General features: G+C 62.6%; 24 protein-coding genes. 13 read left to right on the top strand and 11 right to left on the bottom strand.

Going from position 1 to position 23,842, the window contains the following annotated elements:
- Positions 1–9 precede the first annotated feature (9 nt).
- From rlmH to JNA92_RS06550, 10 genes are all read left to right on the top strand, one after another.
- The gene (rlmH, locus tag JNA92_RS06595) at positions 10–477 is read left to right on the top strand and encodes a 23S rRNA (pseudouridine(1915)-N(3))-methyltransferase RlmH (RefSeq protein ID WP_008090421.1); all 468 of its coding nucleotides are present in this window, start codon (positions 10–12) and stop codon (positions 475–477) included.
- Between the two features lie 16 nt (positions 478–493).
- Entirely contained in the window at positions 494–2,383 is a 1,890-nt protein-coding gene (gene mrdA / locus JNA92_RS06590; protein ID WP_241803949.1) for a penicillin-binding protein 2, read from the top strand.
- Positions 2,384–2,421: 38 nt separating this feature from the next.
- On the top strand, positions 2,422–3,525 hold the full coding sequence (rodA, locus tag JNA92_RS06585; RefSeq protein ID WP_241804122.1) for a rod shape-determining protein RodA: 1,104 nt from the start codon (positions 2,422–2,424) through the stop codon (positions 3,523–3,525).
- Positions 3,526–3,542: 17 nt separating this feature from the next.
- A complete protein-coding gene (gene mltB, locus JNA92_RS06580; protein ID WP_241803948.1) occupies positions 3,543–4,553 on the top strand; it encodes a lytic murein transglycosylase B in 1,011 nt (336 codons plus the stop codon).
- A complete protein-coding gene (locus JNA92_RS06575; RefSeq protein WP_241803947.1) occupies positions 4,553–5,551 on the top strand; it encodes a septal ring lytic transglycosylase RlpA family protein in 999 nt (332 codons plus the stop codon). The genes mltB and JNA92_RS06575 overlap by 1 nt, the downstream gene beginning before the upstream one ends.
- A gap of 193 nt (positions 5,552–5,744) precedes the next feature.
- Complete coding sequence (locus tag JNA92_RS06570) at positions 5,745–6,905, top strand: D-alanyl-D-alanine carboxypeptidase family protein (protein WP_241803946.1); 1,161 nt, start codon at positions 5,745–5,747, stop codon at positions 6,903–6,905.
- 72 nt (positions 6,906–6,977) lie between these two features.
- Positions 6,978–7,253: a DUF493 domain-containing protein gene (locus JNA92_RS06565; RefSeq protein ID WP_241803945.1), complete on the top strand. Its 276-nt coding sequence runs from the start codon at positions 6,978–6,980 to the stop codon at positions 7,251–7,253.
- A complete protein-coding gene (lipB, locus tag JNA92_RS06560) occupies positions 7,253–7,900 on the top strand; it encodes a lipoyl(octanoyl) transferase LipB (protein ID WP_241803944.1) in 648 nt (215 codons plus the stop codon). Before JNA92_RS06565 ends, lipB begins: the two co-directional genes overlap by 1 nt.
- 2 nt (positions 7,901–7,902) lie before the next feature.
- The gene (lipA, locus tag JNA92_RS06555; protein ID WP_027592615.1) at positions 7,903–8,919 is read left to right on the top strand and encodes a lipoyl synthase; all 1,017 of its coding nucleotides are present in this window, start codon (positions 7,903–7,905) and stop codon (positions 8,917–8,919) included.
- A gap of 86 nt (positions 8,920–9,005) precedes the next feature.
- Positions 9,006–9,944, top strand: a complete 939-nt coding sequence (locus JNA92_RS06550; RefSeq protein WP_241803943.1) for a S66 peptidase family protein — start codon at positions 9,006–9,008, stop codon at positions 9,942–9,944.
- Positions 9,945–9,976: 32 nt separating this feature from the next.
- Here the strand turns inward: JNA92_RS06550 and JNA92_RS06545 are convergent, their stop codons facing one another.
- The 5 genes from JNA92_RS06545 to leuS form a co-directional block, all read right to left on the bottom strand.
- The gene (locus JNA92_RS06545; RefSeq protein ID WP_241803942.1) at positions 9,977–11,293 is read right to left on the bottom strand and encodes a lytic murein transglycosylase; all 1,317 of its coding nucleotides are present in this window, start codon (positions 11,291–11,293) and stop codon (positions 9,977–9,979) included.
- Between the two features lie 60 nt (positions 11,294–11,353).
- The gene (gene arfA / locus JNA92_RS06540; protein WP_241803941.1) at positions 11,354–11,518 is read right to left on the bottom strand and encodes an alternative ribosome rescue factor ArfA; all 165 of its coding nucleotides are present in this window, start codon (positions 11,516–11,518) and stop codon (positions 11,354–11,356) included.
- A 119-nt stretch (positions 11,519–11,637) separates the two neighbouring features.
- The gene (gene holA / locus JNA92_RS06535; RefSeq protein WP_241803940.1) at positions 11,638–12,675 is read right to left on the bottom strand and encodes a DNA polymerase III subunit delta; all 1,038 of its coding nucleotides are present in this window, start codon (positions 12,673–12,675) and stop codon (positions 11,638–11,640) included.
- A gap of 37 nt (positions 12,676–12,712) precedes the next feature.
- Positions 12,713–13,318 (bottom strand): LPS assembly lipoprotein LptE, encoded by a 606-nt coding sequence (gene lptE / locus JNA92_RS06530; RefSeq protein ID WP_241803939.1) that lies wholly within the window; start codon positions 13,316–13,318, stop codon positions 12,713–12,715.
- A 61-nt stretch (positions 13,319–13,379) separates the two neighbouring features.
- Complete coding sequence (leuS, locus tag JNA92_RS06525; protein ID WP_241803938.1) at positions 13,380–15,986, bottom strand: leucine--tRNA ligase; 2,607 nt, start codon at positions 15,984–15,986, stop codon at positions 13,380–13,382.
- A 226-nt stretch (positions 15,987–16,212) separates the two neighbouring features.
- Here leuS and JNA92_RS06520 point away from each other — a divergent pair, with 226 nt between their 5' ends.
- Positions 16,213–16,527 (top strand): hypothetical protein, encoded by a 315-nt coding sequence (locus tag JNA92_RS06520; protein WP_241803937.1) that lies wholly within the window; start codon positions 16,213–16,215, stop codon positions 16,525–16,527.
- A gap of 134 nt (positions 16,528–16,661) precedes the next feature.
- Positions 16,662–17,423 carry a YdcF family protein gene (locus tag JNA92_RS06515; protein WP_241803936.1) on the top strand — a complete coding sequence of 254 codons (762 nt, stop codon included), beginning with the start codon at positions 16,662–16,664 and terminating at the stop codon, positions 17,421–17,423.
- A gap of 47 nt (positions 17,424–17,470) precedes the next feature.
- Here JNA92_RS06515 and lnt read toward each other — a convergent pair whose 3' ends face one another.
- From lnt to JNA92_RS06495, 4 genes are read right to left on the bottom strand one after another with little or no spacing between them, the layout of a single operon-like run.
- The gene (lnt, locus tag JNA92_RS06510; protein WP_241803935.1) at positions 17,471–18,988 is read right to left on the bottom strand and encodes an apolipoprotein N-acyltransferase; all 1,518 of its coding nucleotides are present in this window, start codon (positions 18,986–18,988) and stop codon (positions 17,471–17,473) included.
- 8 nt (positions 18,989–18,996) lie between these two features.
- A complete protein-coding gene (locus JNA92_RS06505; protein WP_241803934.1) occupies positions 18,997–19,836 on the bottom strand; it encodes an HlyC/CorC family transporter in 840 nt (279 codons plus the stop codon).
- 25 nt (positions 19,837–19,861) lie between these two features.
- Complete coding sequence (gene ybeY, locus JNA92_RS06500) at positions 19,862–20,335, bottom strand: rRNA maturation RNase YbeY (RefSeq protein ID WP_241803933.1); 474 nt, start codon at positions 20,333–20,335, stop codon at positions 19,862–19,864.
- Positions 20,328–21,326 (bottom strand): PhoH family protein, encoded by a 999-nt coding sequence (locus JNA92_RS06495; protein WP_241803932.1) that lies wholly within the window; start codon positions 21,324–21,326, stop codon positions 20,328–20,330. The genes ybeY and JNA92_RS06495 overlap by 8 nt, the downstream gene beginning before the upstream one ends.
- A gap of 163 nt (positions 21,327–21,489) precedes the next feature.
- On the opposite strand from JNA92_RS06495, the gene JNA92_RS06490 reads away from it, so the two are divergent.
- Positions 21,490–21,816 (top strand): DUF1820 family protein, encoded by a 327-nt coding sequence (locus JNA92_RS06490; RefSeq protein WP_241803931.1) that lies wholly within the window; start codon positions 21,490–21,492, stop codon positions 21,814–21,816.
- A 6-nt stretch (positions 21,817–21,822) separates the two neighbouring features.
- On the opposite strand, the gene JNA92_RS06485 is transcribed toward JNA92_RS06490, so the two are convergent.
- The gene (locus JNA92_RS06485; RefSeq protein ID WP_241803930.1) at positions 21,823–22,368 is read right to left on the bottom strand and encodes a tetratricopeptide repeat protein; all 546 of its coding nucleotides are present in this window, start codon (positions 22,366–22,368) and stop codon (positions 21,823–21,825) included.
- 185 nt (positions 22,369–22,553) lie between these two features.
- Positions 22,554–23,837 carry a glutamate-1-semialdehyde 2,1-aminomutase gene (gene hemL, locus JNA92_RS06480; RefSeq protein WP_012312573.1) on the bottom strand — a complete coding sequence of 428 codons (1,284 nt, stop codon included), beginning with the start codon at positions 23,835–23,837 and terminating at the stop codon, positions 22,554–22,556.
- Positions 23,838–23,842 lie beyond the last annotated feature (5 nt).

The following is a 23,842-nucleotide window of genomic DNA, read 5'->3' as shown; positions in this document are numbered from 1 at the left end:
GGAAGCGTCGTGCGTCTGCGCCTGATCGCGGTCGGCTCGCGCATGCCCAAGTGGGTCGAGGAAGGCTGGCATGAATATGCCAAGCGCCTGCCCCAGGAGCTGTCGCTGGAGCTGGTGGAAATTCCGCTCAATACCCGAGGCAAGAATGCCGACGTCGCCCGCCTGATTCGTCAGGAGGGTGAGGCCATGCTGAGCAAGGTGCAGCCGGGGGAGCGCATCGTTACCCTCGAGGTTCACGGCAAGCCCTGGAGTACCGAGCAATTGGCTACCGAGCTGGACCGCTGGCGGCTGGACTCGCGTACGGTGAATTTGATGGTGGGCGGCCCGGAAGGGCTGGCGCCTGAGGTTTGTGCGCGCGCCGAGCAACGCTGGTCGCTGTCGCCGCTGACCTTGCCGCACCCGTTGGTAAGGATACTCATCGGCGAGCAGATCTACCGCGCCTGGACCGTGTTGTCCGGGCACCCTTACCACAAATGAGCCATTAAGCAGTCCGATGTCGCAGCCGATCCGCCTCAAGGACCACGAGAAAGACGCCCGCCTGGTGCGTAACCGCGTCGTGGTCGGCGCCGTGGCGGTCATGCTGCTTGTCTGCGTGTTGATCGCACGCCTGTACTACCTGCAGATCATCCAGTACGACTACCACTCGACGCTGTCGGAAAACAACCGGGTGCACGTGCAACCGATCCCGCCGACTCGCGGGCTGATTTTCGATCGCAACGGGGTGATCATCGCCGACAATAGGCCCAGCTTCAGCTTGTCGATGACCCGCGAACGTGCCGGCAATTGGCAGCAAGTGCTGGATACGATCGTCGAAGTGCTGGAGCTGACAGCCGACGATCGTGCGCTGTTCGAAAAGCGCATGAGGCAGGGGCGACGGCCCTTCGAGCCAGTGCCGATCCTGTTCGAGCTGAACGAAGAGCAGATCGCCCGCGTGGCGGTCAACCAGTTCCGCTTGCCTGGCGTCGAAGTGGTCGCCCAGTTGGTGCGGCATTATCCGCAAGGGGCGCATTTCGCCCATTCGGTAGGGTATGTCGGGCGGATCAACGAGAAAGAGCTCAAAAGCCTTGACCCGGTGAACTACAGCGGCACCCACCATATCGGCAAGACCGGCATCGAGCGCTTTTACGAAGACGACCTGCATGGTCAGGTCGGTTACGAGGAAGTCGAGACCAACGCCCGCGGGCGGGTGCTGCGGGTGCTCAAGCGTACCGACCCGAAACCTGGCAAGGACATCGTGCTGAGCCTGGACATCAAGTTGCAGGAAGCTGCCGAAGCGGCCTTGGGTGGGCGCCGTGGTGCGGTGGTAGCGCTCGACCCGCGTAGCGGCGAAGTGCTGGCAATGGTCAGCCAGCCGAGCTTCGACCCGAACCTGTTCGTCACCGGCATCAGTTTCAAGGCCTACGCCGAGTTGCGTGACTCGATCGACCGGCCGCTGTTCAACCGTGTGCTGCGCGGCTTGTACCCGCCCGGCTCGACCATCAAGCCGGCGGTTGCCATCGCCGGCCTGGACAGCGGTGTGGTCAATGCCGGCAGTCGGGTGTTCGACCCGGGCTACTACCAACTGCCCAACTACGACCACAAATACCGTAACTGGAACCGCAGTGGTGATGGCTGGGTCGACCTGGATACCGCAATCATGCGCTCCAATGACACCTATTTCTACGATCTTGCCCACAAGATGGGCATCGATCGGCTCTCTACCTACATGAACAAGTTCGGCATCGGGCAGAAGGTTGCCCTGGACATGTTCGAGGAGTCGGCGGGGCTGATGCCGTCGCGGGAATGGAAGCGCGCCACCCGCCGCCAAGCCTGGTTCCCCGGTGAAACCCTGATTCTGGGCATCGGCCAGGGCTATATGCAGGCAACGCCGCTGCAACTGGCCCAGGCCACCGCGCTGATCGCCAACAAGGGCGTCTGGAACCGTCCGCACCTGGCCAAGACCATCGAAGGTCAGCCGCCCGTGGACCCGAACCCGATGGAAAACATCATCCTGCGTGACAAGTCCGACTGGGCCAAGGTCACCCACGGCATGGAGCAGGTGATGCACAACGCCCGCGGTACTGCGCGCAAGGCTGCGGCCGGTGCCCAGTACCGCATTGCCGGCAAGAGCGGTACCGCGCAGGTGGTAGCGATCAGGCAGGGCGAGAAATACGACCGCAACAAAATTCAGGAGCGCCACCGCGACCACGCGTTGTTCGTCGCCTTCGCCCCGGCCGACGATCCTAAGATCGTGGTTTCGGTGATGGTCGAGAACGGCGAGTCCGGCTCCGGTGTCGCCGCACCCGTGGTGCGGCAGATCATGGACGCCTGGCTGCTCGACGAGAACGGTCGGCTCAAGTCCGGGTTCGCTCCTGCCACTGTCGCCCAGGAAACGGCCCCGTGAAGAACAATTTCGACCGCATGCTCTCCAGCGAGGACGTAATGCGTCGACGCGCCAGCTTCCTGCAGCGCATCCACATCGACGGCCCCTTGCTGGTCATCCTGTTGATCCTCGCCGCGGGCAGCCTGTTCGTGCTCTATTCTGCCAGTGGCAAAAACTGGGACTTGCTGCTCAAACAGGCCACTTCATTCGGTATCGGGCTGGTGTCGATGTTCGTCATCGCCCAGCTTGAACCACGCTTCATGGCGCGCTGGGTGCCTCTTGCCTATCTCACGGGGGTGCTGCTGTTGGTCGTGGTGGACGTCATGGGCCATAACGCCATGGGCGCCACGCGCTGGATCAACATACCCGGGGTAATCCGCTTCCAGCCCTCGGAGTTCATGAAGATCATCATGCCCGCGACCATCGCCTGGTACCTGTCCAAACGCACCCTGCCGCCTCATCTGAAACACGTGGCCATCAGCCTGGTGCTGATTGGCGTACCGTTCATTCTCATCGTCCGCCAGCCGGACCTGGGTACGGCGTTGCTGATCCTTGCCTCCGGCGCCTTCGTGTTGTTCATGGGCGGCCTGCGCTGGCGCTGGATCCTGAGCGTGCTGACGGCGACCGTGCCTGTGGCGGTGGCCATGTGGTTCTTCGTCATGCACGACTACCAGAAACAGCGCGTGCTGACGTTCCTCGACCCTGAAAGCGACCCGCTGGGCACCGGCTGGAACATCATCCAGTCCAAGGCCGCCATCGGCTCGGGTGGTGTGTTCGGCAAGGGGTGGCTACTGGGCACCCAGTCGCACCTGGACTTCCTTCCAGAGAGCCATACCGACTTCATCATCGCCGTGCTCGGCGAAGAATTCGGGCTGATCGGCATCTGCCTGCTGCTGGTCGTTTACCTCTTGTTGATCGGCCGTGGCCTGATGATCACCGCTCAGGCGCAGACCCTGTTCGGCAAGCTGCTGGCAGGCAGCCTGACCATGACCTTCTTTGTCTATGTGTTCGTCAATATCGGGATGGTCAGCGGCCTTTTGCCCGTGGTGGGCGTGCCGCTGCCCTTTATCAGCTATGGCGGAACTTCGTTGGTGACGCTGCTGTCAGCGTTTGGCGTTTTGATGTCGATCCATACGCACCGTAAATGGATCGCACAGGTTTGAAAAAGGTGAAGAATTTGATGCAAGCAGTGCGTAACTGGGCTGCCCGTTTTGCGCCGTGGATCGGCGCGGTGGGCCTGTTCGCCGCTGTCCAGCAGGCCCATGCCGGCGACTACGACGGCTCGCGTGAGGTGGCCGAATTCGTCGGCCAGATGAGCCGCGACTACGGCTTTGCCAGCGAGCAGTTGATGGGCGTGTTCCGCGAGGTGCAGCGCAAGCAATCGATCCTCGACGCCATATCGCGGCCGGCCGAGCGGGTAAAGCCGTGGAAGGATTACCGGCCGATGTTCATCACCGACGCGCGCATCGCCCGCGGTGTGGACTTCTGGCGCCAGCATGAAGCGGTGCTGGCCCGGGCGGAGCAGGTGTACGGCGTACCGGCGCAGTACATCGTCGCGATCATCGGCGTGGAAACCTTTTTTGGCCGCAACACTGGTAACTACCGTGTGATCGATGCCTTGTCGACCCTGGGCTTCGATTACCCGCCGCGCGCCGAGTTCTTCCGCAAGGAGCTGCGTGAATACCTGCTGCTGGCGCGCGAAGAGCAGCTCGACCCGCTGACACTCAAAGGTTCGTACGCCGGTGCCATGGGCTTGCCGCAGTTCATGCCGAGCAGTTTTCGCAACTACGCGGTGGACTTCGATGGCGATGGCCACATCAATATCTGGAACAACCCCGACGATGCCATCGGCAGTGTCGCCAGCTATTTCAAAGAGCACGGCTGGGTGGCCGGGCAGGGCGTGGTCAGCCGGGCCCAGGTCAGTGGCGCGCGTGCAGACGAAGGCCTGACCACGGGCATCGAGCCGGTGAAGACCGTCGCACAGTTGCAGGCGCTTGGCTGGTCGAGTCATGATGCGTTGCGCGGTGATCTGCCAGTGACCGCCTTCCGGCTGGAAGGCGCAAACGGCCCTGAATACTGGATGGGGCTGAAGAATTTCTACGCGATCACTCGCTACAACCGCAGCGTGATGTATGCCATGGCGGTGCATCAGCTTTCGGAACAGCTGGTCCAAGCACGGGGCGTCAAGTAATGCGCGCAATGAAATCTGCCAATACCTTCAAGTTGCTGGCCTGCATGGCCGTCGGCATGCTGCTGGTCAGTTGTTCCTCCAGCCGGCCGACCCCACAGAAAAGCGGCAATGTCGTTCGTGCGCAGCCCGGCCTGGATATCAACCGTGCTCACAAGGACGGTGCGCCGTGGTGGGACGTGGATGTGAACAAGATCCCGGACGCGACGCCGACCGTGCACACCGGCAACTACAAGGCTAACCCTTACACGGTGCTGGGCAAGACCTACTACCCCATGCAGGACTTCCGCAACTACCGGGCCGAAGGTACCGCCTCGTGGTACGGCACCAAGTTCCACGGGCAGAACACCGCCAACGGTGAGCTTTATGACCTGTATGGCATGAGCGCAGCCCACAAGACCCTGCCGCTGCCTGCCTACGTACGGGTGACCAACCTTGCCAACGGGCGCAGCGTGATCTTGCGGGTCAATGACCGTGGCCCGTTCTACTCCGACCGCATCATCGACCTGTCCTATGCCGCTGCCAAGAAGCTCGGCTATGCCGAGAACGGCACCGCGCACGTGCGGGTCGAAGGCATCGATCCCCAGAAATGGTGGGCCGAGCGTGGCCAGCAGCCGCCCTTGATGCTCAAAGAGCCTCAGGTAGCCCAGACTCAGGCGATTGCGGCCAGCACCGGGCGTGTCGAGCAATGGTCGCCGCCGGCGCAGCAACACGCGGCGCCGGTAGTGCCTGTGCAGGTGGGTGGCAACAATGTGCCGGCAGGCAACGGTGGCAGCTTCTTGCAGGTGGGCGCTTTCGCCAACCCGGATGCGGCCGAGCTGTTGCGTGCGAAGCTGAGCACCATGGTCAGCGCACCGGTGTTCATCAGCTCCATCGTGCGTAACCAGCAGACCCTGCACCGCGTGCGCCTTGGGCCGATCAGCAGCCAGGGCGAAATCCAACAGGCGCAGGACAGCATTCGCCTGGCGAACCTTGGCCAGGCCAAGCTGGTCACAGACTGACCGCGGGTGCGAGCTGTCTGTTTTGTCATGAATTGCCGCGCGCGGCCATGTACAATGTCGGCTTTTGCCCGCAGCGACACAAAGCCGCACTTCGTGGGCTCGGCCCCGAGCCGCAAAAACTAGACTGACTGGCGCTGGGCACACGATGTGGCCCAGGGAACATCTCAGACCATTAGCGATTTTCGAGAGACGGATGAACATCACCAACCTTGCCAAACGACTTTGCCTGCCCGTACTGCTGATGATCACGCCTGTTGCCTTTGCGGCAGAGCAGATGATGCCGGCACCACCGCAACTGGCAGCCAAGTCCTATGTACTCATGGACGCGTCCAGCGGCAATGTGCTGGTCGAAAACAACGGCGACGAGCGCCTGCCGCCGGCCAGCCTGACCAAGCTGATGACCGCCTACATCGCCACCCTGGACATCCGCCGTGGCCAGATCGGCGAGAACGACCCGGTCACCGTCAGCGAGAACGCCTGGCGTACCGGCGGTTCGCGCATGTTCATCAAGGTCGGTAGCCAGGTCACCGTCAGTGACCTGCTGCATGGCATCATCATCCAGTCGGGCAACGACGCATCGGTCGCCTTGGCCGAGCACATCGCTGGCAGCGAAGATGCCTTCGCCGACATGATGAACAAGACTGGCGCCGAGTTGGGCATGTCCAACAGCCACTTCATGAACCCGACCGGCCTGCCGCACCCGGACCACTACTCCTCGGCCCACGACATGGCCATCCTGGCGCGCGCGATCATCAACGTCGACCCGGCTCACTACGCCATCTATTCGCAGAAAGAGTTCCTCTGGAACAACATCAAGCAGCCAAACCGCAACCTGCTGCTGTGGCGTGACAAGACGGTCGATGGCCTGAAGACTGGCCACACCGAAGAAGCCGGCTACTGCATGGTGGCTTCGGCTGTACGCGACGGTCAGCGTTTGATTGCGGTGGTGTTCGGCACCAACAGCGAGCAGTCCCGTGCTGCCGAAACCCAGAAGCTGCTGACTTACGGCTTCCGCTTCTTCGAAACCCAGACCTTCTATCAGAAAGGCACCGAACTGACCCAGGCCCCGGTCTGGAAAGGCGCCACCAGCATCGTCAAAGCCGGGCTGGCCGACGACCTGACTCTGACCATGCCTAAAGGCCAGATGAAGCGTCTGCAGGCTTCGATGACCATGAACCCACAACTCACTGCACCGATCGCCAAAGGTGACGTGATCGGCAAAGTGGAAGTCAAACTGGACGATAACGTGGTTCACAGCGCCGACCTGATCGCCCTCGATGGCGTCGAGGAAGGTGGTTTCATCCGTCGTATGTGGGATAGCATCCGTCTATTCTTCTACGGGTTGTTCAACTGATACGTGACCTGCACGCCCCTGCAATCCAGCGGGGGCGTTGTTGTTGCCACGGCTTACGAGGCCGTTTCCGCCATGAGCGAACCTGACGTCAAGTCGCACAAGATCGAATTCCCCTGCGCCGATTACCCGATCAAGGTCATCGGCGACACCGTTGTCGGCTTCAAGGACATGGTGATCGAGGTACTGAGCAAGCATGCCACAGTCGACCTTGCCACGCTGGCCGAGCGCCAGAGCAAGGAAGGCAAGTACACCACGGTGCAGTTGCATATCGTTGCCGAGACCGAAAATCAGCTGCACGATATAAACAGCGCCCTGCGTGCGACCGGCATCGTGAAAATGGTGCTCTGATGTCCCTTCGCCTCGGTTTTCGCGAGCTTGGCCTGCAGCCCTATGAACCGGTGCTGCAAGCCATGCGTCGCTTCACCGAGCAGCGTAGCCCAGACAGCCAGGACGAAGTCTGGCTGGTAGAGCACCCCGCTGTTTTCACCCAGGGCCAGGCCGGCAAGGCCGAGCACCTGCTGGTACCGGGCGATATTCCGGTGGTGCAGACCGATCGAGGGGGCCAGGTGACCTACCACGGCCCCGGGCAACTGGTGGCCTACCTGCTGCTTGATGTGCGCCGCCTGGGCTTTGGTGTACGCGAACTGGTCAGCCGTATAGAGCAGACGCTGATCGAGCTGCTTGCCAGTTACGGTGTCAACGCGGCGGCCAAGCCCGATGCGCCGGGTGTCTATGTCGACGGAGCGAAAATCGCCTCCCTCGGCCTGCGAATCCGCAATGGCCGTTCTTTTCACGGCCTTGCTCTGAACGTGGACATGGACCTTGCGCCATTCCGCCGAATCAACCCCTGCGGGTATGCGGGGCTGGCCATGACCCAGCTGCGTGACTTGGCAGGCCCGATCGAACTCGACGAGGTCAGGACAAGGCTGCGCGGACAGCTGGTCAAGCACCTCGACTATGCTGAGCAGACGACCCTGACGGGCGGAATCGACTGAATATGACAACTGTGCAAGAAGCCGTGCCGAACCTGATACCTACCCAGGATGCCACCCCGCGCCCCGCGCCGAAGAAGGTGGAAGCTGGGGTCAAGCTGCGTGGTGCCGACAAGGTGGCGCGCATCCCGGTGAAGATCATCCCTACCGATGAGCTGCCGAAGAAACCCGACTGGATCCGCGTGCGTATCCCGGTTTCCCCCGAGGTAGACCGCATCAAGCAACTGCTGCGCAAGCACAAGCTGCACAGCGTCTGCGAAGAGGCCTCCTGCCCGAACCTGGGTGAGTGCTTCTCCGGTGGTACTGCCACCTTCATGATCATGGGCGACATCTGCACCCGGCGCTGCCCGTTCTGCGATGTTGGCCATGGCCGGCCGAAACCGCTGGACCTCGACGAGCCGAAAAACCTGGCTGTTGCCATCGCCGACCTGCGCCTGAAGTACGTTGTGATCACCTCGGTGGACCGCGATGACCTGCGTGACGGTGGTGCTCAGCATTTCGCCGACTGCATCCGCGAGATCCGCGCGCTGTCGCCGGGCGTACAGCTGGAAACCCTGGTGCCGGATTACCGTGGCCGGATGGATGTGGCGCTGGAGATCACCGCGCAAGAGCCGCCTGATGTGTTCAACCACAACCTTGAAACCGTTCCGCGCCTGTACAAGGCCGCGCGCCCTGGTTCGGACTACGACTGGTCGCTGGACCTGCTGCAGAAGTTCAAGCAGATGGTGCCGCACGTACCGACCAAGTCGGGGCTGATGCTCGGCCTGGGCGAGACGGACGAAGAAGTGATCGAAGTGATGCACCGCATGCGTGAGCATGACATCGACATGCTCACCCTCGGCCAGTACCTGCAGCCGTCGCGCAGCCACCTGCCAGTGCAGCGTTTCGTGCACCCAGACACCTTTGCCTGGTTTGCCGAGGAAGGCTACAAGATGGGCTTCAAGAACGTCGCATCGGGCCCGTTGGTGCGTTCGTCCTACCATGCCGACCAGCAGGCTCACGAAGCCAAGATCAAGCTCTGATCCTGGTTTGAGCCGTACATGCCGATGCACGCTGAAAGGCGGCATCGGCATTTTTGTTTTTGTGCCTAGCGCTGCAAGGAGTTGCGATGAATTGCGCCGAAACGTCTGAACACCGCCTGCCCGCCGCACTGCCGGGCAACGCCTGCTTTGCCATTGTCGCTCCCGCCGGGCCGGCAAGGCTGGATGCGCAAAAGGCTGGCCAGTGGTTTGCCGAGCGCGGCTATCGCTGCCGTATCTACCCTGGAGTGGGGCAGGCCGAGGGCTATCTGGCGGGCTCTGATCAGCAGCGGTTACAGGATCTGCACGACGCCTTCGCTGACCCCAACATCGACGCGGTCCTGTGCATGCGCGGTGGCTACGGCAGCATGCGCCTGCTCGATCAGCTCGACTTCGATCTGATCCGGCGCAACCCCAAGCCGCTGATCGGCTACAGCGATATCACCGCGCTGCACACAGCTATCTACCGCCATAGCGGCTTGATCAGCTTTCATGGGGCGATGCTCAACGCTGACCTGCTCGGCGCGAAGCTGGCGCCGACCGAGTCGTCGCTGATCGCGCAACTGAGTGGCGCGTTAGGGGAGGGCGACGCCATCGTGCACCCGGCCGAATTTGCCTTGAGTTGCGTGGTACCTGGCGTTGCCCGTGGGCGTCTGCTGGGCGGCAACCTGTCGATTCTGGGCGCGACCCTGGGAACGCTGGCGCAGATCGATACGAACGGCTGCATCCTGTTCATCGAGGATGTCAACGAGCCACTTTACCGGGTGGACCGCCTGCTGACCCAATTGCGCCTGGCAGGCAAGCTGGATGGGGTCAAAGGGGTGCTGGTAGGGGATTTCGCCGGGATCACCGTGGCGGCGCTGACGCCCCTGTTGCAAGATATTTTCCGGCCATTGGGCGTGCCGGTGCTGGCAGGGTGGCGCAGCGGGCATTGTGATCCGAATGTGTGCTTACCGCTGGGGGCAGAGGTGGTGCTGGACAGCGAGGCGCAGCGCCTGGTATTGGCGCAGGACCTGTTTAAAGCGTGAGGTTGCAGGGGCGCAAAGCGCCCCCTGGTTTATCAGCGTTGACGCAGGCTATCGAGCAACTTATGCGTCGGGTACCCATCCGCTGGCCAGCCAAAACCCTGCTGAGCATTGCGAATGGCCTTGCGGGTATTGGCGCCGATGATGCCATCGGGGTTGCCCGCATCATGCCCGTTGGCGTTCAGCAGGTTCTGCAATTCCATGCGCTCGCTACGGCTCAGCGGCAGATCATCCTTCGGCCAGCTGCCAGCGATGAAGCCCCAGCCCGAGAAGCGATCGCCCAGCAAGCTCACGGCCAACGCATAGGACGATGAGTTGTTGTACTTGAGAATGGCGCGGAAGTTGTCCAGCACCAGGAAGGCCGGGCCACGGGCGCCGGCCGGCAGCAGCAGGGCCGCGGAAAGGTCGTTGCTGCCCATCGGCAGTTTTGTGCCCGCCGGCAGTTTCACACCCAATTGCAACCACTCACTGACGGGTTTGCGCAACGCGCCATCGGCTAACCAGAAGTCGAAGCCTGCCGGTACCTGAACCTCGAAGCCCCATGGCTGACCGCGCTTCCAGCCGGAGCTCTGCAGGTAATGCGCAGTCGATGCCAAGGCATCCGGGGTGCTGTTCCAGATATCGCGGCGGCCGTCACCGTCGAAGTCCACTGCATGGGTGTTGTAGGTGGTGGGGATGAACTGGGTCTGGCCCATGGCGCCGGCCCAGGAGCCACGCATGGCCTCCGGCTGGATGTCGCCGTGCTGGATGATCTGCAGCGCGGCAATCAGCTGATCCTGGGCAAATTGCGGGCGGCGGCCTTCATACGCGAGGGTAGCCAGCGAGCGGATGACCGACTTGCTGCCCTGGAACTGGCCAAAGTTGCTCTCCATGCCCCAGACCGAGACCAGGACCTGACGGTCTACGCCATAGCGCTGTTCGAGGCTGGCCAGTAGTTCGGCATTCTGCTCAAGCAGCTTCTTGCCATTGCGTACTCGCAGTGGCGACAGCGCACCTTCCAGGTATTCCCACACTGGGCGGGTGAATTCGGGCTGGCTGCGGTCTGCCTTGATCACATCCATGTCAGGCGTCACGCCAAGAAACGCACGATCGAAGGTGCTTGCCGAGATGCCCGCCTGCAGGGCTTGCTGGCGGAAGCCGGCCTGCCACTGGGCAAATGTTTGCAGCGGCTGAATTTCGGTGCTGACGTCGGGCGTGGCGCTGGGCAAAGTCACTACCGGCGCAGGCTGGGCGGGGGCCAGCGGCAGGGCGTCGGCGGCGGTGGGTTTTTCCGCGCAGGCGACGAGCAGGATCAAGCTGGAGGCCGCGAGCAGTTGGCGGGATTTCCGGCGGGGGGTAAGACTGAAGGGCATGCACAGATCCAGAATTTCAGGTCAGGTGTTGACCATATCATGCCTGCGCTTTCGATGCTTTCATGCGGCCAAAAAGTAAGAAGCCTCCCAATCTTTCGACTGGAAGGCTTCGCGGCGGTAGCTGCCTTTGCCCTTGTCTGGTCGTTCCTGACGGCAGCGGAACAAGGGTTGGGCAACGATGGATTTGGCCTTGTTGTGGCCTTGTTTCTTCGGCTTTTTGCTCATGGCGGGGCTCCCGGGCCGGTTGGGTTTCGGGCGGACTCTAGGCCTGTGCAGCAGCTGGGGCCAATTGATTGTGTCAATGGTTTGAGATTCGGGCCTGCAAAGCAGCCCCAACCCTGGCGTCACTCAGGCGGTAGAGCCAATCGCTGCCCGGCCATGAGCAATGACAAGCGTGACAGCCCGGTCCAGGGTGAACCCTCGGCTTGGCCCTTGATCTGCGCATCGATGCGCTGGGCATCTTGCAGCAGCTGCGCCCAGCGCTGCGCCGACAGGCGCTGCAGGGCTTTGCTGACCAGCGGCCGGCGTTTGTCCCACACCGGTGGGCGGGCCTGGCTGAAGGCCTTGTCCAAGGGCACGCCTTGGCTGAACTGCTGCGAAAGCCCTACCAGCAGACGCAGTTCGCGCGCCAGCGCCCAAAGAATCACGGGTGGCTCTACCCCTTCGCCGCGCAGGCCTTCGAGCATCCGCAGGGCATGCACAGCGTCGCCATTGAGAATGGCATCGACCAGGCCGAACACGTCGAAACGCGCGCTGTCGGCAACGGCTGCCTGCACCGTCTCGACGGTGACCTGGCTGCCGTCGGCGAGCAATTTGAGCTTTTCGATTTCTTGAGCGGCAGCCAGCAGGTTGCCCTCGACACGTGCCGCGATAAGGTCGACCGCATCACGCTGGGCCGAAAGACCGGCCTGTGCCAAACGCTGGTTGATCCATTGCGGCAACTGCTGGGCATCCACCGGCCAGATCTGGATGAACTGGCAATGGTTGCCCTCGATCAGGGCCTTGCCCCACTTGGTCTTCTGCGCACTGCCATCGAGTTTGGGTAGGCTGACCAGCAGCAGCGTGTCCTCGGCAGGGTTGGCGCAGTATTCCATCAACGCCGCAGCGCCTTTGTCACCAGGCTTGCCCGAGGGCAGGCGCAGCTCCAGCAGCCGGCGTTGGGCGAACAGGGACAGGCTGGCACCGGCCTGAAGCAAGGTGCCCCAGTCGAAACTGGCGTCGGCGCTGAACACCTGGCGCTCGTCAAAACCCTGCTGACGCGCGGCATTGCGTATGGCGTCGGCAGCTTCCTGACACAGCAGCGGATCATCGCCACTGACGACATAGACCGGGGCCAGTGCGCCTTGCAGGTGCTTGTTGAGTTGGGCGGGGGCGAGTTTCATCGGAAACAGGCGGGGCACCGGGGTGCCCCGCACGGGCTTAGTTGCCCGGAATTTCCAGAGGCGATTGCTGCGGCGTTTCTGCCTGCTGGCTGCGCGCGGCCTCCAGCGCAGCAGCTTCGGCCTTGGCGCGTTCGTCGGCATCGCGCTGCAACTGGTCCAGCTGAGCCGGTGTCAGCATTTGCAGGCGCACGACCATGGCGTTGACCAGCTCGCGGCGCATTTCTTCGCGGGCAATGGTGGCTTCCTGGTCGGAGCCGGTGATGTTGCCGCCGTCGCGCACATAGATTTTGCGCACTTCCAGCTTGTCGCTCATCAGTTCCAGGTTGTTCAGGCCCAGGATGCTGTAGCTGAGCACGGTGGTCAGTTCGTACTCGGCAGATTGGTTGCTGCTGGCGTAGGACGCTGCGCGCTGGCTCTGCTGTTCGTTGGTCAGTACCAGGCGATACGGCGCGCCGGTGTGCAGGTTGACGCCGCTGCGCTCCAGAACGTCGCGCAGTTGCGTCACGGTCGGGCCGTAGGCATCACGTGCGCTGACGTCCATTTCCTTGACGCTGAGCTCGGAGGTGCCGGTGCCGCGCAGCTGGAAACCGCAGGCGCTGAGCATGATGGCCAGGCCCAATACCAGCAGATTGCGTTTGATCATGTTGTTGCTCCCTTGTGGGCTGATACCGCCCACCCGCACTGGCTGCAGGTGGGCGTTGCCATCAGTTGGCGACGATGTTGACCAGCTTGCCTGGCACTACGATGACCTTGCGGATGGTCAGGCCATCGATGAAGCGCAGGACATTTTCGTTGTTGCGGGCGGCGGTTTCGATTTCTTCGCGGCTGGCGGCCGCAGGCATCTCTACCTGGCCACGCAGTTTGCCGTTGACCTGGACCACCAGGGTTACGGTGTCCTGTACCAGAGCGCTTTCATCGACAACCGGCCAGCCAGCATCGATAACGGCTTGCTCATGGCCCAGCGCGTTCCACAGCGCGTGGGAAATGTGCGGAGTGATCGGGGCCAGCAGCAAGGTGACGGCCTCCAGGCCTTCCTGCAGCAGCGCACGGTCTTGCTCGGTGCCCTGGGGGGCCTTCTCCAGAACGTTCATCACGGTCATCACCTGGGCGATGGCGGTGTTGAACTTGTGGTGCTGGCCCACATCGGTGCTGGCCTGCTTGATCGCGGCGTGGATGGCACGGCGGATGACCTTCTGCTCGTCGTTCAGCGCGGCGAGGTCCAGTTTACCCGGCAGGCCCTGATTGACGTGGCCCTGGGCCAGGCGCCAGACACGGCGCAGGAAGCGGCTTGCACCTTCGACGCCGGAGTCCGACCATTCCAGGCTCATGTCAGGCGGCGAGGCGAACATCATGAACAGGCGGCAGGTGTCGGCGCCGTAGGCGTCGATCATCGATTGCGGGTCGACGCCGTTGTTCTTCGACTTCGACATCTTCTCGGTGCCGCCGATTTCTACCGGCAGGCCGTCGGTCTTCAGGCGTGCGCCAATGATCTTGGCCTTGGCATCGCGCTCGATTTCGACGTCGGCCGGGTTGAACCAGTCTTTGCCACCGTTGCTGGCCACGCGGTAGTAGGTCTCGGCGACCACCATGCCCTGGGTCAGCAGGTTCTTGAACGGTTCATTGGAGGTGACCAGGCCTTCGTCACGCATCAGCTTGTGGAAGAAGCGCGCATAAAGCAGGTGCAGGATGGCGTGTTCGATACCACCAATGTACTGGTCGACCGGCAACCAGTGGTTGGCGGCTTTCGGATCGACCATGCCCTTGTCGTAGTTCGGCGAGGCGTAGCGGGCGAAGTACCAGGACGACTCGACGAAAGTGTCCATGGTGTCGGTTTCACGCTTTGCCGCGGTACCGCATTTCGGGCAGCTGCACTCGTAGAACTCGGGCATGCGCGCCAGCGGCGAGCCAGCGCCGTCCGGTACCACGTTCTCGGGCAGGGTGACCGGCAACTGGTCTTCCGGCACCGGCACATCGCCGCAGGACGGGCAGTGGATGATCGGGATCGGGCAGCCCCAGTAACGCTGGCGGCTGATGCCCCAGTCGCGCAGGCGGAACTGGGTGCGGGATTTGCCCAGTGCCTTGCGGATCAGGGCCGCCTCGATGGCGTCGAAGGCACCGGCGAAGTCCAGGCCGTCGAACTCGCCGGAGTTGATCAGTTGCCCGTGCTCGCCGTAGGCAGCCTGCCATTCGCTGCCGACTTCATCGCCGGCGCTGGTGCGCACCACAGCCTTGACCGGCAGGTTGTACTTGTGGGCGAACTCGAAGTCGCGCTCGTCGTGGGCCGGCACGGCCATCACGGCGCCGTCGCCGTAATGCATCAGCACGTAGTTGGCGACCCAAACCGGCAGTTTTTCACCGGTCAGGGGGTGCTCGACCAGCAGGGAAGTGGGCATGCCCTTCTTCTCCTGGGTGGCCATGTCGGCCTCGGCAACGCTGCCGCTCTTGCACTCGTCGATGAATGCCTGCAGCGCCGGGTTACCTTGGGCGGCCTGGGTAGCCAGCGGGTGCTCGGCGGCAACGGCGACGTAAGTGGCGCCCATCAGGGTGTCCGGACGGGTGGTGAAGACCTTCAGCGCACCTTCGTGGCCGATGCTGGCCTGATCGTAGGGGAACTGTACCTCCATGCCGCGCGACTTGCCGATCCAGTTGCGCTGCATGGTCTTGACCTGTTCAGGCCAGCCCGGCAGTTCGTCGAGGCTTTCGAGCAACTCGTCGGCGTAGTCGGTGATGCGGAAGTAGTACATGGGGATTTCGCGCTTTTCGATCAGCGCGCCCGAACGCCAGCCGCGGCCGTCGATGACCTGCTCGTTGGCGAGCACGGTCTGGTCGGCCGGGTCCCAGTTCACGGTACCGTTCTTGCGGTAGATGATGCCTTTTTCGAACAGGCGGGTGAACAGCCACTGTTCCCAGCGGTAGTAGTCCGGCTTGCAGGTGGTGACTTCACGTGCCCAGTCGATGGCAAGGCCCAGGCTTTTGAGCTGGGTCTTCATGTAGTCGATGTTTTCGTATGTCCACTTGGCCGGGGCGACATTGTTTTTCATCGCCGCGTTTTCCGCGGGCATGCCGAAAGCGTCCCAGCCCATTGGCTGCAGGACGTTCTTGCCCAGCATGCGCTGGTAGCGGGCAATCACGTCGCCGATGGTGTAGTTGCGCACGTGGCCCATGTGTAGCTTGCCGCTCGGGTACGGGAACATCGATAGGCAATAGTAGGTGTCTTTGCCTGGCTGTTCGGTAACAGCGAACGACTGTTGCTCGTCCCAGAAATGCTGGGCGGCGGCTTCGATATCACGGGGCGTGTATTGTTCGTGCATGGCTACTTTTGGCTGAGAGAGAAGAGACCTTGTTCCAGGCAGCGGAACCTCGCTGCGTCCGGCACTCCGGTGTCGTGAGAGTGAACGCCGTAGCATACAGTAGCGCCGCGCATCGTGGGAAACCCTGATTGAGAATGGCCGCTGGTCGCTGCATCCGGCTGCTTTTGGAAGCAGCGCTAAGCTCAGGTGTGGGGGGAGATATTCTTACCTTCAATGAGGTGAACGGATGGGAGAAACGCAGCTACCCGCAACCAAACCGGAGCTTTACGAACGCCTGATCGACCGTCTTGGCCTGGCCCTGGAAGTGGCCAGAACATCGGTACGATTGCGCGACGAGATGCCAGCCGAACTGGAGTTGCGTGGCTTGAGCCATGCAGAGTTCGAAGTGATCAAGGCTTACCTGGACTCAGTCCCGGGACGCCGTAATGCCTGCGCCGGTAGTTACCCGCAGGCGGAGCCGACATCGGCGAAGATCATCTGGCTCAAGGACAAGAAACGCCCCGCCAAGACGGCGACACCCCGGACGCTGCCACATCGCTAGCCGTTCAGGACGCCCGGCGCAGGCCATCGCGCCCCGGTAATTCAATAAACACTCCACCTGATCGACGCCGGCAGCGCACTTGTTGACCGGCGCCGATCCTCATAGGCTGCACGCCTGCCAAGGAGGTGTAGCCAATGCCGATTCGATTTTTCATCAAACAATGGTTGATGCCGCCGGGCGTCCTGTTCCTGCTGTTGCTCGCCGCCTGGTGGCTGCGCGCCAGGCGCCCGCGGTTGGCCGCACTGTGCTTCGTGCTGGGGCTGGGCGGGTTGTGGCTGATGAGCCTGCCACTGGTGGTGCAGCAAGGTGCGCGGCTGCTGGAAACCGAGCCTGCGCTGGCACCCGGCGATTGGGCCCGCCTGGCCCAGCGGGCCGATGCCATCGTCGTGCTGGGCGCGGGGCGTGAACGTGGCGATCCGGCGTGGGGCGGTGAGGACCAGCCCTCGGCAACGGCGCTCGAGCGCATGCGTTTTGCCGCGCGGCTGGCCAAGGCGTCGGGACTGCCGGTGCTGACCAGCGGCGGTTTGCACTACGGTACGCCGCCGAGTGAGGCGCGGTTGATGGCAGATCGGCTGCGTGAAGATTTTGCTGTCGAGGTCAAATGGAAGGAAGAGGCCAGCCGGACCACCTGGGAAAATGCCCAATTCAGCGCCCAATTACTCAAGCCTCTGGGTATTGAGCGTGTGGTGCTGGTGACCCAGGCGTGGCACATGCAGCGTTCGCGCTGGAGCTTCGAGCAGGCGGGGTTCGAGGTGGTGCCGGCACCGGTGGGGTTCCTGGGGCGGGACCATGCGCGGCCGTTCGCCGGGTTGCTGCCGGAAAGCCGGGCAATGTGGCAGAGCGGGCAGTTGCTCAATGAAGTGGCAGGCTTGGCGGGGTACCGGTTGTTCTATTGAATCAAGGCGCTCCCGGGCATTTCCGGGAGCGGCCTTGTATCAGCTGATCAGACGGTTTTGGCTATGCGCCCGGCCAGCAGTGCCCAACCCAGCAGCAAGGCGCAGACAATCGCCAGCGGCCACGAACGCCACTGCAGATACGGCGTCAGTTGCTGCATCGGCACCACGTCGCCATACAGCACAGCCCGTTGGAACTGCGGAACCTGGGCCGTGATTCTGCCAAACGGGTCGATCAGGGCGGTGACGCCGTTGTTGGTGGCGCGGATCATCCAGCGGCCTGCTTCCAGCGCGCGCATCTGCGCCATCTGCAGGTGCTGCAGCGGGCCGATCGAGGTGCCGAACCAGGTGTCGTTACTGATGGTCAGCAACAGGTCACTGCGCGCGGCCAAGCCCGCCGCGAATTCGGGGTAGACCACCTCGTAGCAGATGTACGGGGCAATCTGGTAACCCTTGGCCTGGAGCAGTGGCTGGTCTTCTGGGCCGCGGGCGAAGTCCGACATGGGCAGGTTGAAGAACTCGATCAGCCCGCGCAGCATGTCCTGCAGTGGCACGTACTCGCCGAAAGGCACCAGCTTCTGCTTGAGGTAGGTGCCGTCGCCTTCGCCCGTCACGGTCACGCCGTTGTAGTAGCGGCGCTGCTGATGCACCACCTCGCGTACAGGCACGCCGGTGATGAGCGCCGAATGCCGGTCGGCTGCAAAACGCCCCATCACGTCGATGTAGCCTTGGGCTTGGTCCTTGAGGATCGGCACCGCTGTCTCTGGCCAAACCAGCAGATCCACCGGCTTGGAGCTGAAGCTCATGTCGCGGTACAGCGCCAGCTGGGCGTCGATGTGGGCCGGGTCCCATTTCAGCTCTTGTTCGACGTTGCCCTGCAAGGCCGCGACCTTGAGTGGGTCACCCGCAGGCTTGGTCCACGCGTGGCCTTTGAGGGCCATGCCGACGACCCAAGGCGCCAGCAGCAACACGACGCCGACAGCGAGGAACGAAGGGCGCGCCCGCAGGCGTGGCAGGTTGCACAGCAGCGCCGCGCTCAGGGCCAGGGCGAACGAAATCAGCCACACGCCGCCCAGCGGCGCCAAGCCGGCCAACGGCCCGTCCAGCTGGCTGTAACCGGCATACAGCCAAGGGAAGCCGGTCAGGAACCAGCCACGGAAGGCCTCTTGCAGCAGCCATAGGGCGGCAAAGCACAGCGCATCGGCCAAGGGGGCTTCATTGCGGCGCAGCCAGCGGGCCCACAGCCAGGTGGGCAGGGCAAAGAACCAGGCGAGGGCGGCGAAGAACGCCAGCAGCAGCACGATCGCCAGCAGCGGCGAGGCACCGCCGTAGGTGTTCATGCTGACGTAGATCCACCAGGTGCCGGCGCCGTACAGGCCGAACCCGAACCACCAGCCGCGCCACATGGCCTGGCGCGGAGTCAACTCGCGCAGGCCGAGGTAGAGCACCGCGATGGACAGCAGCGCCAGCGGCCAGATGTCGAATGGCGCCAGGGCCAGAAGGGTAGAGGCGCCGGCCGCCAAGGCCAGCAGGTTACCGGGCCAGCCGGGGCGGGTGATCCAACGCATGTTTGTCCTTAGCGGGTGATCGGGGTCAGGCGCAGCAAGTGTATCCGCCGGCTGTCGGCATTGAGAATACGGAACTTGTAGGTACCGATCTCGGTGGTCTCGTTGCGCTTGGGCAGGTGGCCGAAAGCGCTCATCACCAGGCCGCCAACCGTGTCGAACTCATCATCGGAGAACTCGCTGTCGAAGAACTCGTTGAAGTTCTCGATCGGGGTCAGCGCCTTGACCAGGAAGTCGCCGCTGGGCAGGGGCTTGATGTAGCTGTCTTCTTCGACGTCATGCTCGTCTTCGATGTCGCCGACGATCTGTTCGAGCACGTCCTCGATGGTGACCAGGCCCGCCACGCCGCCGTATTCGTCGATGACGACGGCCATGTGGTTATGGTTGGCGCGGAACTCGCGCAGCAGCACGTTCAGGCGCTTGGACTCGGGCACGAACGTGGCCGGGCGCAGCAGGTCCTTGATGTTGAAGCTGTCGCCGTTCTCCTTGAGGATCAGCGGCAGCAGGTCCTTGGCCAGCAGGATCCCGAGCACATCGTCATGACTTTCGCCGATCACCGGGTAACGCGAGTGCGCGGCGTCGATGACGGCGGGCAGGAATTCGCGAGGCGACTGGGTAGCCTTGATGCTGATCATCTGCGAACGCGGCACCATGATGTCGCGTACCTGCAGGTCGGCGACCTGGATGGCGCCTTCGACGATGGTCAGCGCTTCGCTGTCGAGCAGCTTGTTCTGATGGGCTTCGCGCAGCAGCTCAAGCAGCTCCTGGCGGTTTTTCGGCTCATGGGCAAAAGCCTGGGTCAGTTTACCCAGCCAGGACTTCTGCCCGTTGCTCGATCGATCTTCGCTCATGGCGGTTCTCGTGATCCTTGCAGTATCAGTGTGTGATTGATTCGTTTTCATCGTCGGCATACGGGTCGGGGTGACCCAGTTCTGCCAGCAATTCCCGTTCCAGCGCTTCCATTTCCTCGGCTTCATCGTCTTCGATGTGGTCGTAGCCCAGCAGATGCAGGCAGCCGTGGATGACCAGGTGCGCCCAATGCGCTTGCAGCGACTTGCCCTGTTCGGCAGCCTCACGCTCGACCACTGGCACGCAGATCACCAGGTCGCCCAAAAGCGGGATATCGAGCAGTTCATCGGGCACATCGGCCGGGAACGACAGCACGTTGGTCGCGTAGTCTTTGTGCCGGTAGGTGTGGTTGAGCTCGCGGCCTTCGGCTTCGTCGACCAGACGGATGGTCATTTCCGAGTCGGCGCTGCGCTGGCGCAAGGCCAGTTCGCACCAGGCGCGCAAAGCGGCATCGTCAGGCGTGGCGGCATCCGTGGCGCGTTGCAGGTCAAGTTCAAGCATCTTTGCCGGGCGCCTCGGGCTTGGCCTGGCGGGCATCGAAGCGGTCATAGGCCTCGACAATGCGCTGCACCAGTGGGTGACGAACCACATCTTTGGGTTGGAAGTGGGTAAAGCTGATACCCGGAACGTCCTTGAGCACCTCGATCACATGCGCCAGGCCCGACTTGGTGCCACGTGGCAGGTCGACCTGAGTGATGTCGCCGGTGATCACCGCAGTGGAGCCGAAGCCGATACGGGTCAGGAACATTTTCATCTGTTCGAGCGTGGTGTTCTGGCTTTCGTCGAGGATGATGAAACTGTTGTTCAGGGTACGGCCGCGCATGTAGGCCAGCGGGGCGATCTCGATCACCTGGCGCTCGATCAGCTTGGCCACGTGCTCGAAGCCGAGCATTTCGTACAGGGCGTCGTACAGCGGGCGCAGGTACGGGTCGATCTTCTGGGCCAGGTCGCCAGGCAGGAAGCCGAGCTTTTCGCCGGCCTCGACCGCCGGGCGCACCAGCAGGATGCGGCGCACCTGCTCGCGCTCCAGCGCATCGACGGCGCAGGCCACGGCCAGGTAGGTCTTGCCGGTACCGGCCGGGCCTACGCCGAAGTTGATGTCGTTGCCCAGGATTTCCTTGACGTAACGCTGCTGGTTGACGCCGCGCGGGCGAATGTTGCCCTTGCGCGTGCGCAGGGAAACGCTGACCTCGTTGACTGCCGGGTTTTCGATGTTCTCGACGGTCGATTCCTGCAGGTACAGGTGCACGGTTTCCGGCGACAGCTCGGTGGCCTTGGCCTCGCGATAGAGGCGGCGCAGCAGTTGCTCGGCAGCAGAGGTGGTCTTGGGTTCGCCGATCAGCTCGAATTGATTGCCGCGGTTACGGATCTCGATGGCCAGGCGTTGTTCGATCAGGCGCAAGTGCTCGTCGAACTGGCCGCACAGGTTGGCGAAACGGTGGGCCTCGAAGGGTTCGAGGATGAAGCGATGAGGTTGTATGGGTGCGTTCAAGGTCGTTTTTGGCCGCTCGACGGCAATGATGGTGAACCCAAGAATAACCCTTGAAGGGCAGGGGCGAAAGCACTGAAACGTTCAACGGTATCGGCAGCACAGATCAACGGGCCTGTCTGTTATGATGCGCGCCTTTTCTTACGCATGTGTTATCCCGGCAAACATGAGCAAACGCGAACCCGCCATCTATAAAGTGATCTTCCTCAACCAGGGGCAGGTCTTCGAGATGTATGCCAAACAGATCTATCAGAGCGACCTGTGGGGCTTCCTGGAAATCGAGGAATTCGTTTTTGGTGAGCGCACCCAGATCGTCGTCGACCCGAGTGAAGAAAAGCTCAAGAACCAGTTCGAAGGTGTGATCCGCAGCTTCGTGCCGATGCACTCGATCGTGCGCATCGACGAGGTGGAGCGCCTGGGCACGGCCAAGATCAGCGAAGCCAAAGGAACTGGCAATGTGATGCCGTTCCCTGTGCCGATGCCAGAGAAGTAACGCGGATCAGGGGAGCGGCGAGAACGGCGTGCGCCCTTCGGCGCTTTGCAGTTCCAGCAGGTATTTGCGGAAGATCTGGCCGAGTACCTGGGTGGCATGCTCCAGTTCATCGCGGGGCATCTGCTCGGTGACTTCGTCGGCCATGTCCAGCGCATCTTCTGCACCGTTGACCGCTGCCATTTTCAGCAGGATGTAGGCCTGTACGTTGTTGGCCTCGACCCCTTCGCCATGAAAGAACATGCCGCCAAGGCGGTACTGGGCCTGTGCATGGCCTTGCAGCGAGGCTTTTTCGAACCAGTCCAAGGCCAGTTTCAGGTCTTTGGGGGTTTGCGTGTAGTAGTACTCACCCAGTTCGTACTGCGCCTGGGCGTCCCCGGTCGCCGCCATCTGCTCGCAAGCCTTGAGGGCGTTTTGCTGGTCCTCTGGCTGGACATTGAGCGTGCAGCGCCCCGTTGCAGGAATCAGCAACGAGTTACCGCCCTCCGCCAGTGCCAGCAGGGGCTGAAGAAGCAACAGGCAGCCCAGGGCAAGGGCGCGGCCGGTGCGGTTCATGGGGATCGACATACCTCTGCAAAGCTACGGCCAATGTCTCTGGTGGCACATTATGGGATAAGCAGCGCCAACCTTACAAAGTTTTACTCGAATTTATGTGCCGGTGGGGAAAGTTGCGGGTGTGGCCGGGCATTTATTGCCAGAGCGCTTCGCCCGATTGCCCGGCGAAGCGCTCTGGCTGCGCTTTACTTCAGTGCGGCAAATGCCCGCTCAGCCGCATCCAGGGTGATCTGCAGCTCCTTGTCGCCGTGTGCGATGGAGGTGAAGCCGGCCTCGAAGGCGCTAGGTGCCAAGTAGACGCCACCGTCGAGCATCAGGTGGAAGAAGCGCTTGAAGCGCTCGGCATCGCTGGCCATCACGTCATCGAAGGTGACGATATCGTCGGCGCCACTGAAGTACAGGCCGAACATGGCACCTGCCTGGGTCGTCACAAACGGCACGCCAGCGGCATCTGCGCGCTGCTGCAGGCCGTCGAGCATGCGGCTGGTGAAGTCGCTCAGCTCGTCGTGGAAGCCTGGGCGGCTGATGAGTTTCAGCGTGGTCAGGCCTGCGGCCATGGCCAGCGGGTTACCCGACAGGGTACCGGCCTGATACACGGGGCCCAGCGGGGCGATGCAGCCCATGATCTCGCGCTTGCCGCCGAAGCAGCCGACCGGCATGCCACCGCCGACGATCTTGCCGAAGGTCGACAGGTCCGGGGTGATGCCGTAGTAGCCTTGGGCGCCGCCCAGCGAGACCCGGAAGCCGGTCATCACTTCGTCGAAGATCAACACCACGCCGTGCTTGTCGCACTGCTCGCGCAGGCCTTCGAGGAAGCCAGGCGCTGGCGGTACGCAATTCATGTTGCCGGCCACGGGTTCGACGATGATGCAGGCTACGGTCTGGCCGACCTCGGCCAGGGTCTTCTCGACAGCAGCGATGTCGTTGAACGGTAGGGTCAGGGTGTGCTTGGCGAAGTCCGCTGGCACGCCTGCCGAGCTTGGCACGCCCTGGGTCAGCAAGCCGGAGCCGGCCTTGACCAGCAAGCTGTCGGAGTGGCCGTGGTAGCAGCCTTCGAACTTGATGATGGCGTCGCGGCCGGTGTAACCACGGGCCAGGCGGATCGCGCTCATGGTGGCTTCGGTGCCGGAGCTGACCATGCGCACCATTTCCATGGAGGGCACCAGCGAGCAGACAAGGTCTGCCATCTCGGTTTCCATGGCGGTCGGCGCGCCGTAGGACAAACCGTGCTGCAGCTGGTTGCGCACCGCGTCGAGCACCTGTGGGTGGCCGTGGCCGAGGATCATCGGCCCCCACGAACCCACGTAGTCAACATAGCGCTTGTCGTCTTCGTCGACGACATAGGCGCCTTCGGCATGCTTGAAGAACAGCGGGGTGCCGCCGACGCTCTTGAAGGCGCGGACCGGCGAATTGACGCCACCTGGGATGTGCTTCTGGGCTTGGGCGAACAGGGATTCGGAACGGGACATGGGAT

Source organism: Pseudomonas putida, assembly GCF_022627325.1.
Taxonomy (GTDB): Bacteria; Pseudomonadota; Gammaproteobacteria; order Pseudomonadales; family Pseudomonadaceae; genus Aquipseudomonas; species Aquipseudomonas putida_X.
The sequence above is the reverse complement of the archived record's forward strand: the minus strand, read 5'-3'. Positions and strand labels throughout refer to the sequence as shown.

Bases quoted from the DNA above. Each gene is read 5' to 3' on its own strand.
- mrdA (WP_241803949.1), top strand. From the start codon at position 494: ATGTCGCAGCCGATCCGCCTCAAGGACCACGAGAAAGACGCCCGCCTG.
- JNA92_RS06565 (WP_241803945.1), top strand. From the start codon at position 6,978: ATGAGCGAACCTGACGTCAAGTCGCACAAGATCGAATTCCCCTGCGCC.
- JNA92_RS06490 (WP_241803931.1), top strand. From the start codon at position 21,490: ATGAGCAAACGCGAACCCGCCATCTATAAAGTGATCTTCCTCAACCAG.
- JNA92_RS06485 (WP_241803930.1), bottom strand. From the start codon at position 22,368: ATGAACCGCACCGGCCGCGCCCTTGCCCTGGGCTGCCTGTTGCTTCTT.
- JNA92_RS06570 (WP_241803946.1), top strand. From the start codon at position 5,745: ATGAACATCACCAACCTTGCCAAACGACTTTGCCTGCCCGTACTGCTG.
- rodA (WP_241804122.1), top strand. From the start codon at position 2,422: ATGCGTCGACGCGCCAGCTTCCTGCAGCGCATCCACATCGACGGCCCC.
- JNA92_RS06520 (WP_241803937.1), top strand. From the start codon at position 16,213: ATGGGAGAAACGCAGCTACCCGCAACCAAACCGGAGCTTTACGAACGC.
- ybeY (WP_241803933.1), bottom strand. From the start codon at position 20,335: ATGCTTGAACTTGACCTGCAACGCGCCACGGATGCCGCCACGCCTGAC.
- JNA92_RS06575 (WP_241803947.1), top strand. From the start codon at position 4,553: ATGCGCGCAATGAAATCTGCCAATACCTTCAAGTTGCTGGCCTGCATG.
- mltB (WP_241803948.1), top strand. From the start codon at position 3,543: ATGCAAGCAGTGCGTAACTGGGCTGCCCGTTTTGCGCCGTGGATCGGC.
- lipB (WP_241803944.1), top strand. From the start codon at position 7,253: ATGTCCCTTCGCCTCGGTTTTCGCGAGCTTGGCCTGCAGCCCTATGAA.
- JNA92_RS06550 (WP_241803943.1), top strand. From the start codon at position 9,006: ATGAATTGCGCCGAAACGTCTGAACACCGCCTGCCCGCCGCACTGCCG.
- hemL (WP_012312573.1), bottom strand. From the start codon at position 23,837: ATGTCCCGTTCCGAATCCCTGTTCGCCCAAGCCCAGAAGCACATCCCA.
- leuS (WP_241803938.1), bottom strand. From the start codon at position 15,986: ATGCACGAACAATACACGCCCCGTGATATCGAAGCCGCCGCCCAGCAT.
- JNA92_RS06505 (WP_241803934.1), bottom strand. From the start codon at position 19,836: ATGAGCGAAGATCGATCGAGCAACGGGCAGAAGTCCTGGCTGGGTAAA.
- lptE (WP_241803939.1), bottom strand. From the start codon at position 13,318: ATGATCAAACGCAATCTGCTGGTATTGGGCCTGGCCATCATGCTCAGC.
- arfA (WP_241803941.1), bottom strand. From the start codon at position 11,518: ATGAGCAAAAAGCCGAAGAAACAAGGCCACAACAAGGCCAAATCCATC.
- lnt (WP_241803935.1), bottom strand. From the start codon at position 18,988: ATGCGTTGGATCACCCGCCCCGGCTGGCCCGGTAACCTGCTGGCCTTG.
- lipA (WP_027592615.1), top strand. From the start codon at position 7,903: ATGACAACTGTGCAAGAAGCCGTGCCGAACCTGATACCTACCCAGGAT.
- holA (WP_241803940.1), bottom strand. From the start codon at position 12,675: ATGAAACTCGCCCCCGCCCAACTCAACAAGCACCTGCAAGGCGCACTG.
- JNA92_RS06515 (WP_241803936.1), top strand. From the start codon at position 16,662: ATGCCGATTCGATTTTTCATCAAACAATGGTTGATGCCGCCGGGCGTC.
- JNA92_RS06545 (WP_241803942.1), bottom strand. From the start codon at position 11,293: ATGCCCTTCAGTCTTACCCCCCGCCGGAAATCCCGCCAACTGCTCGCG.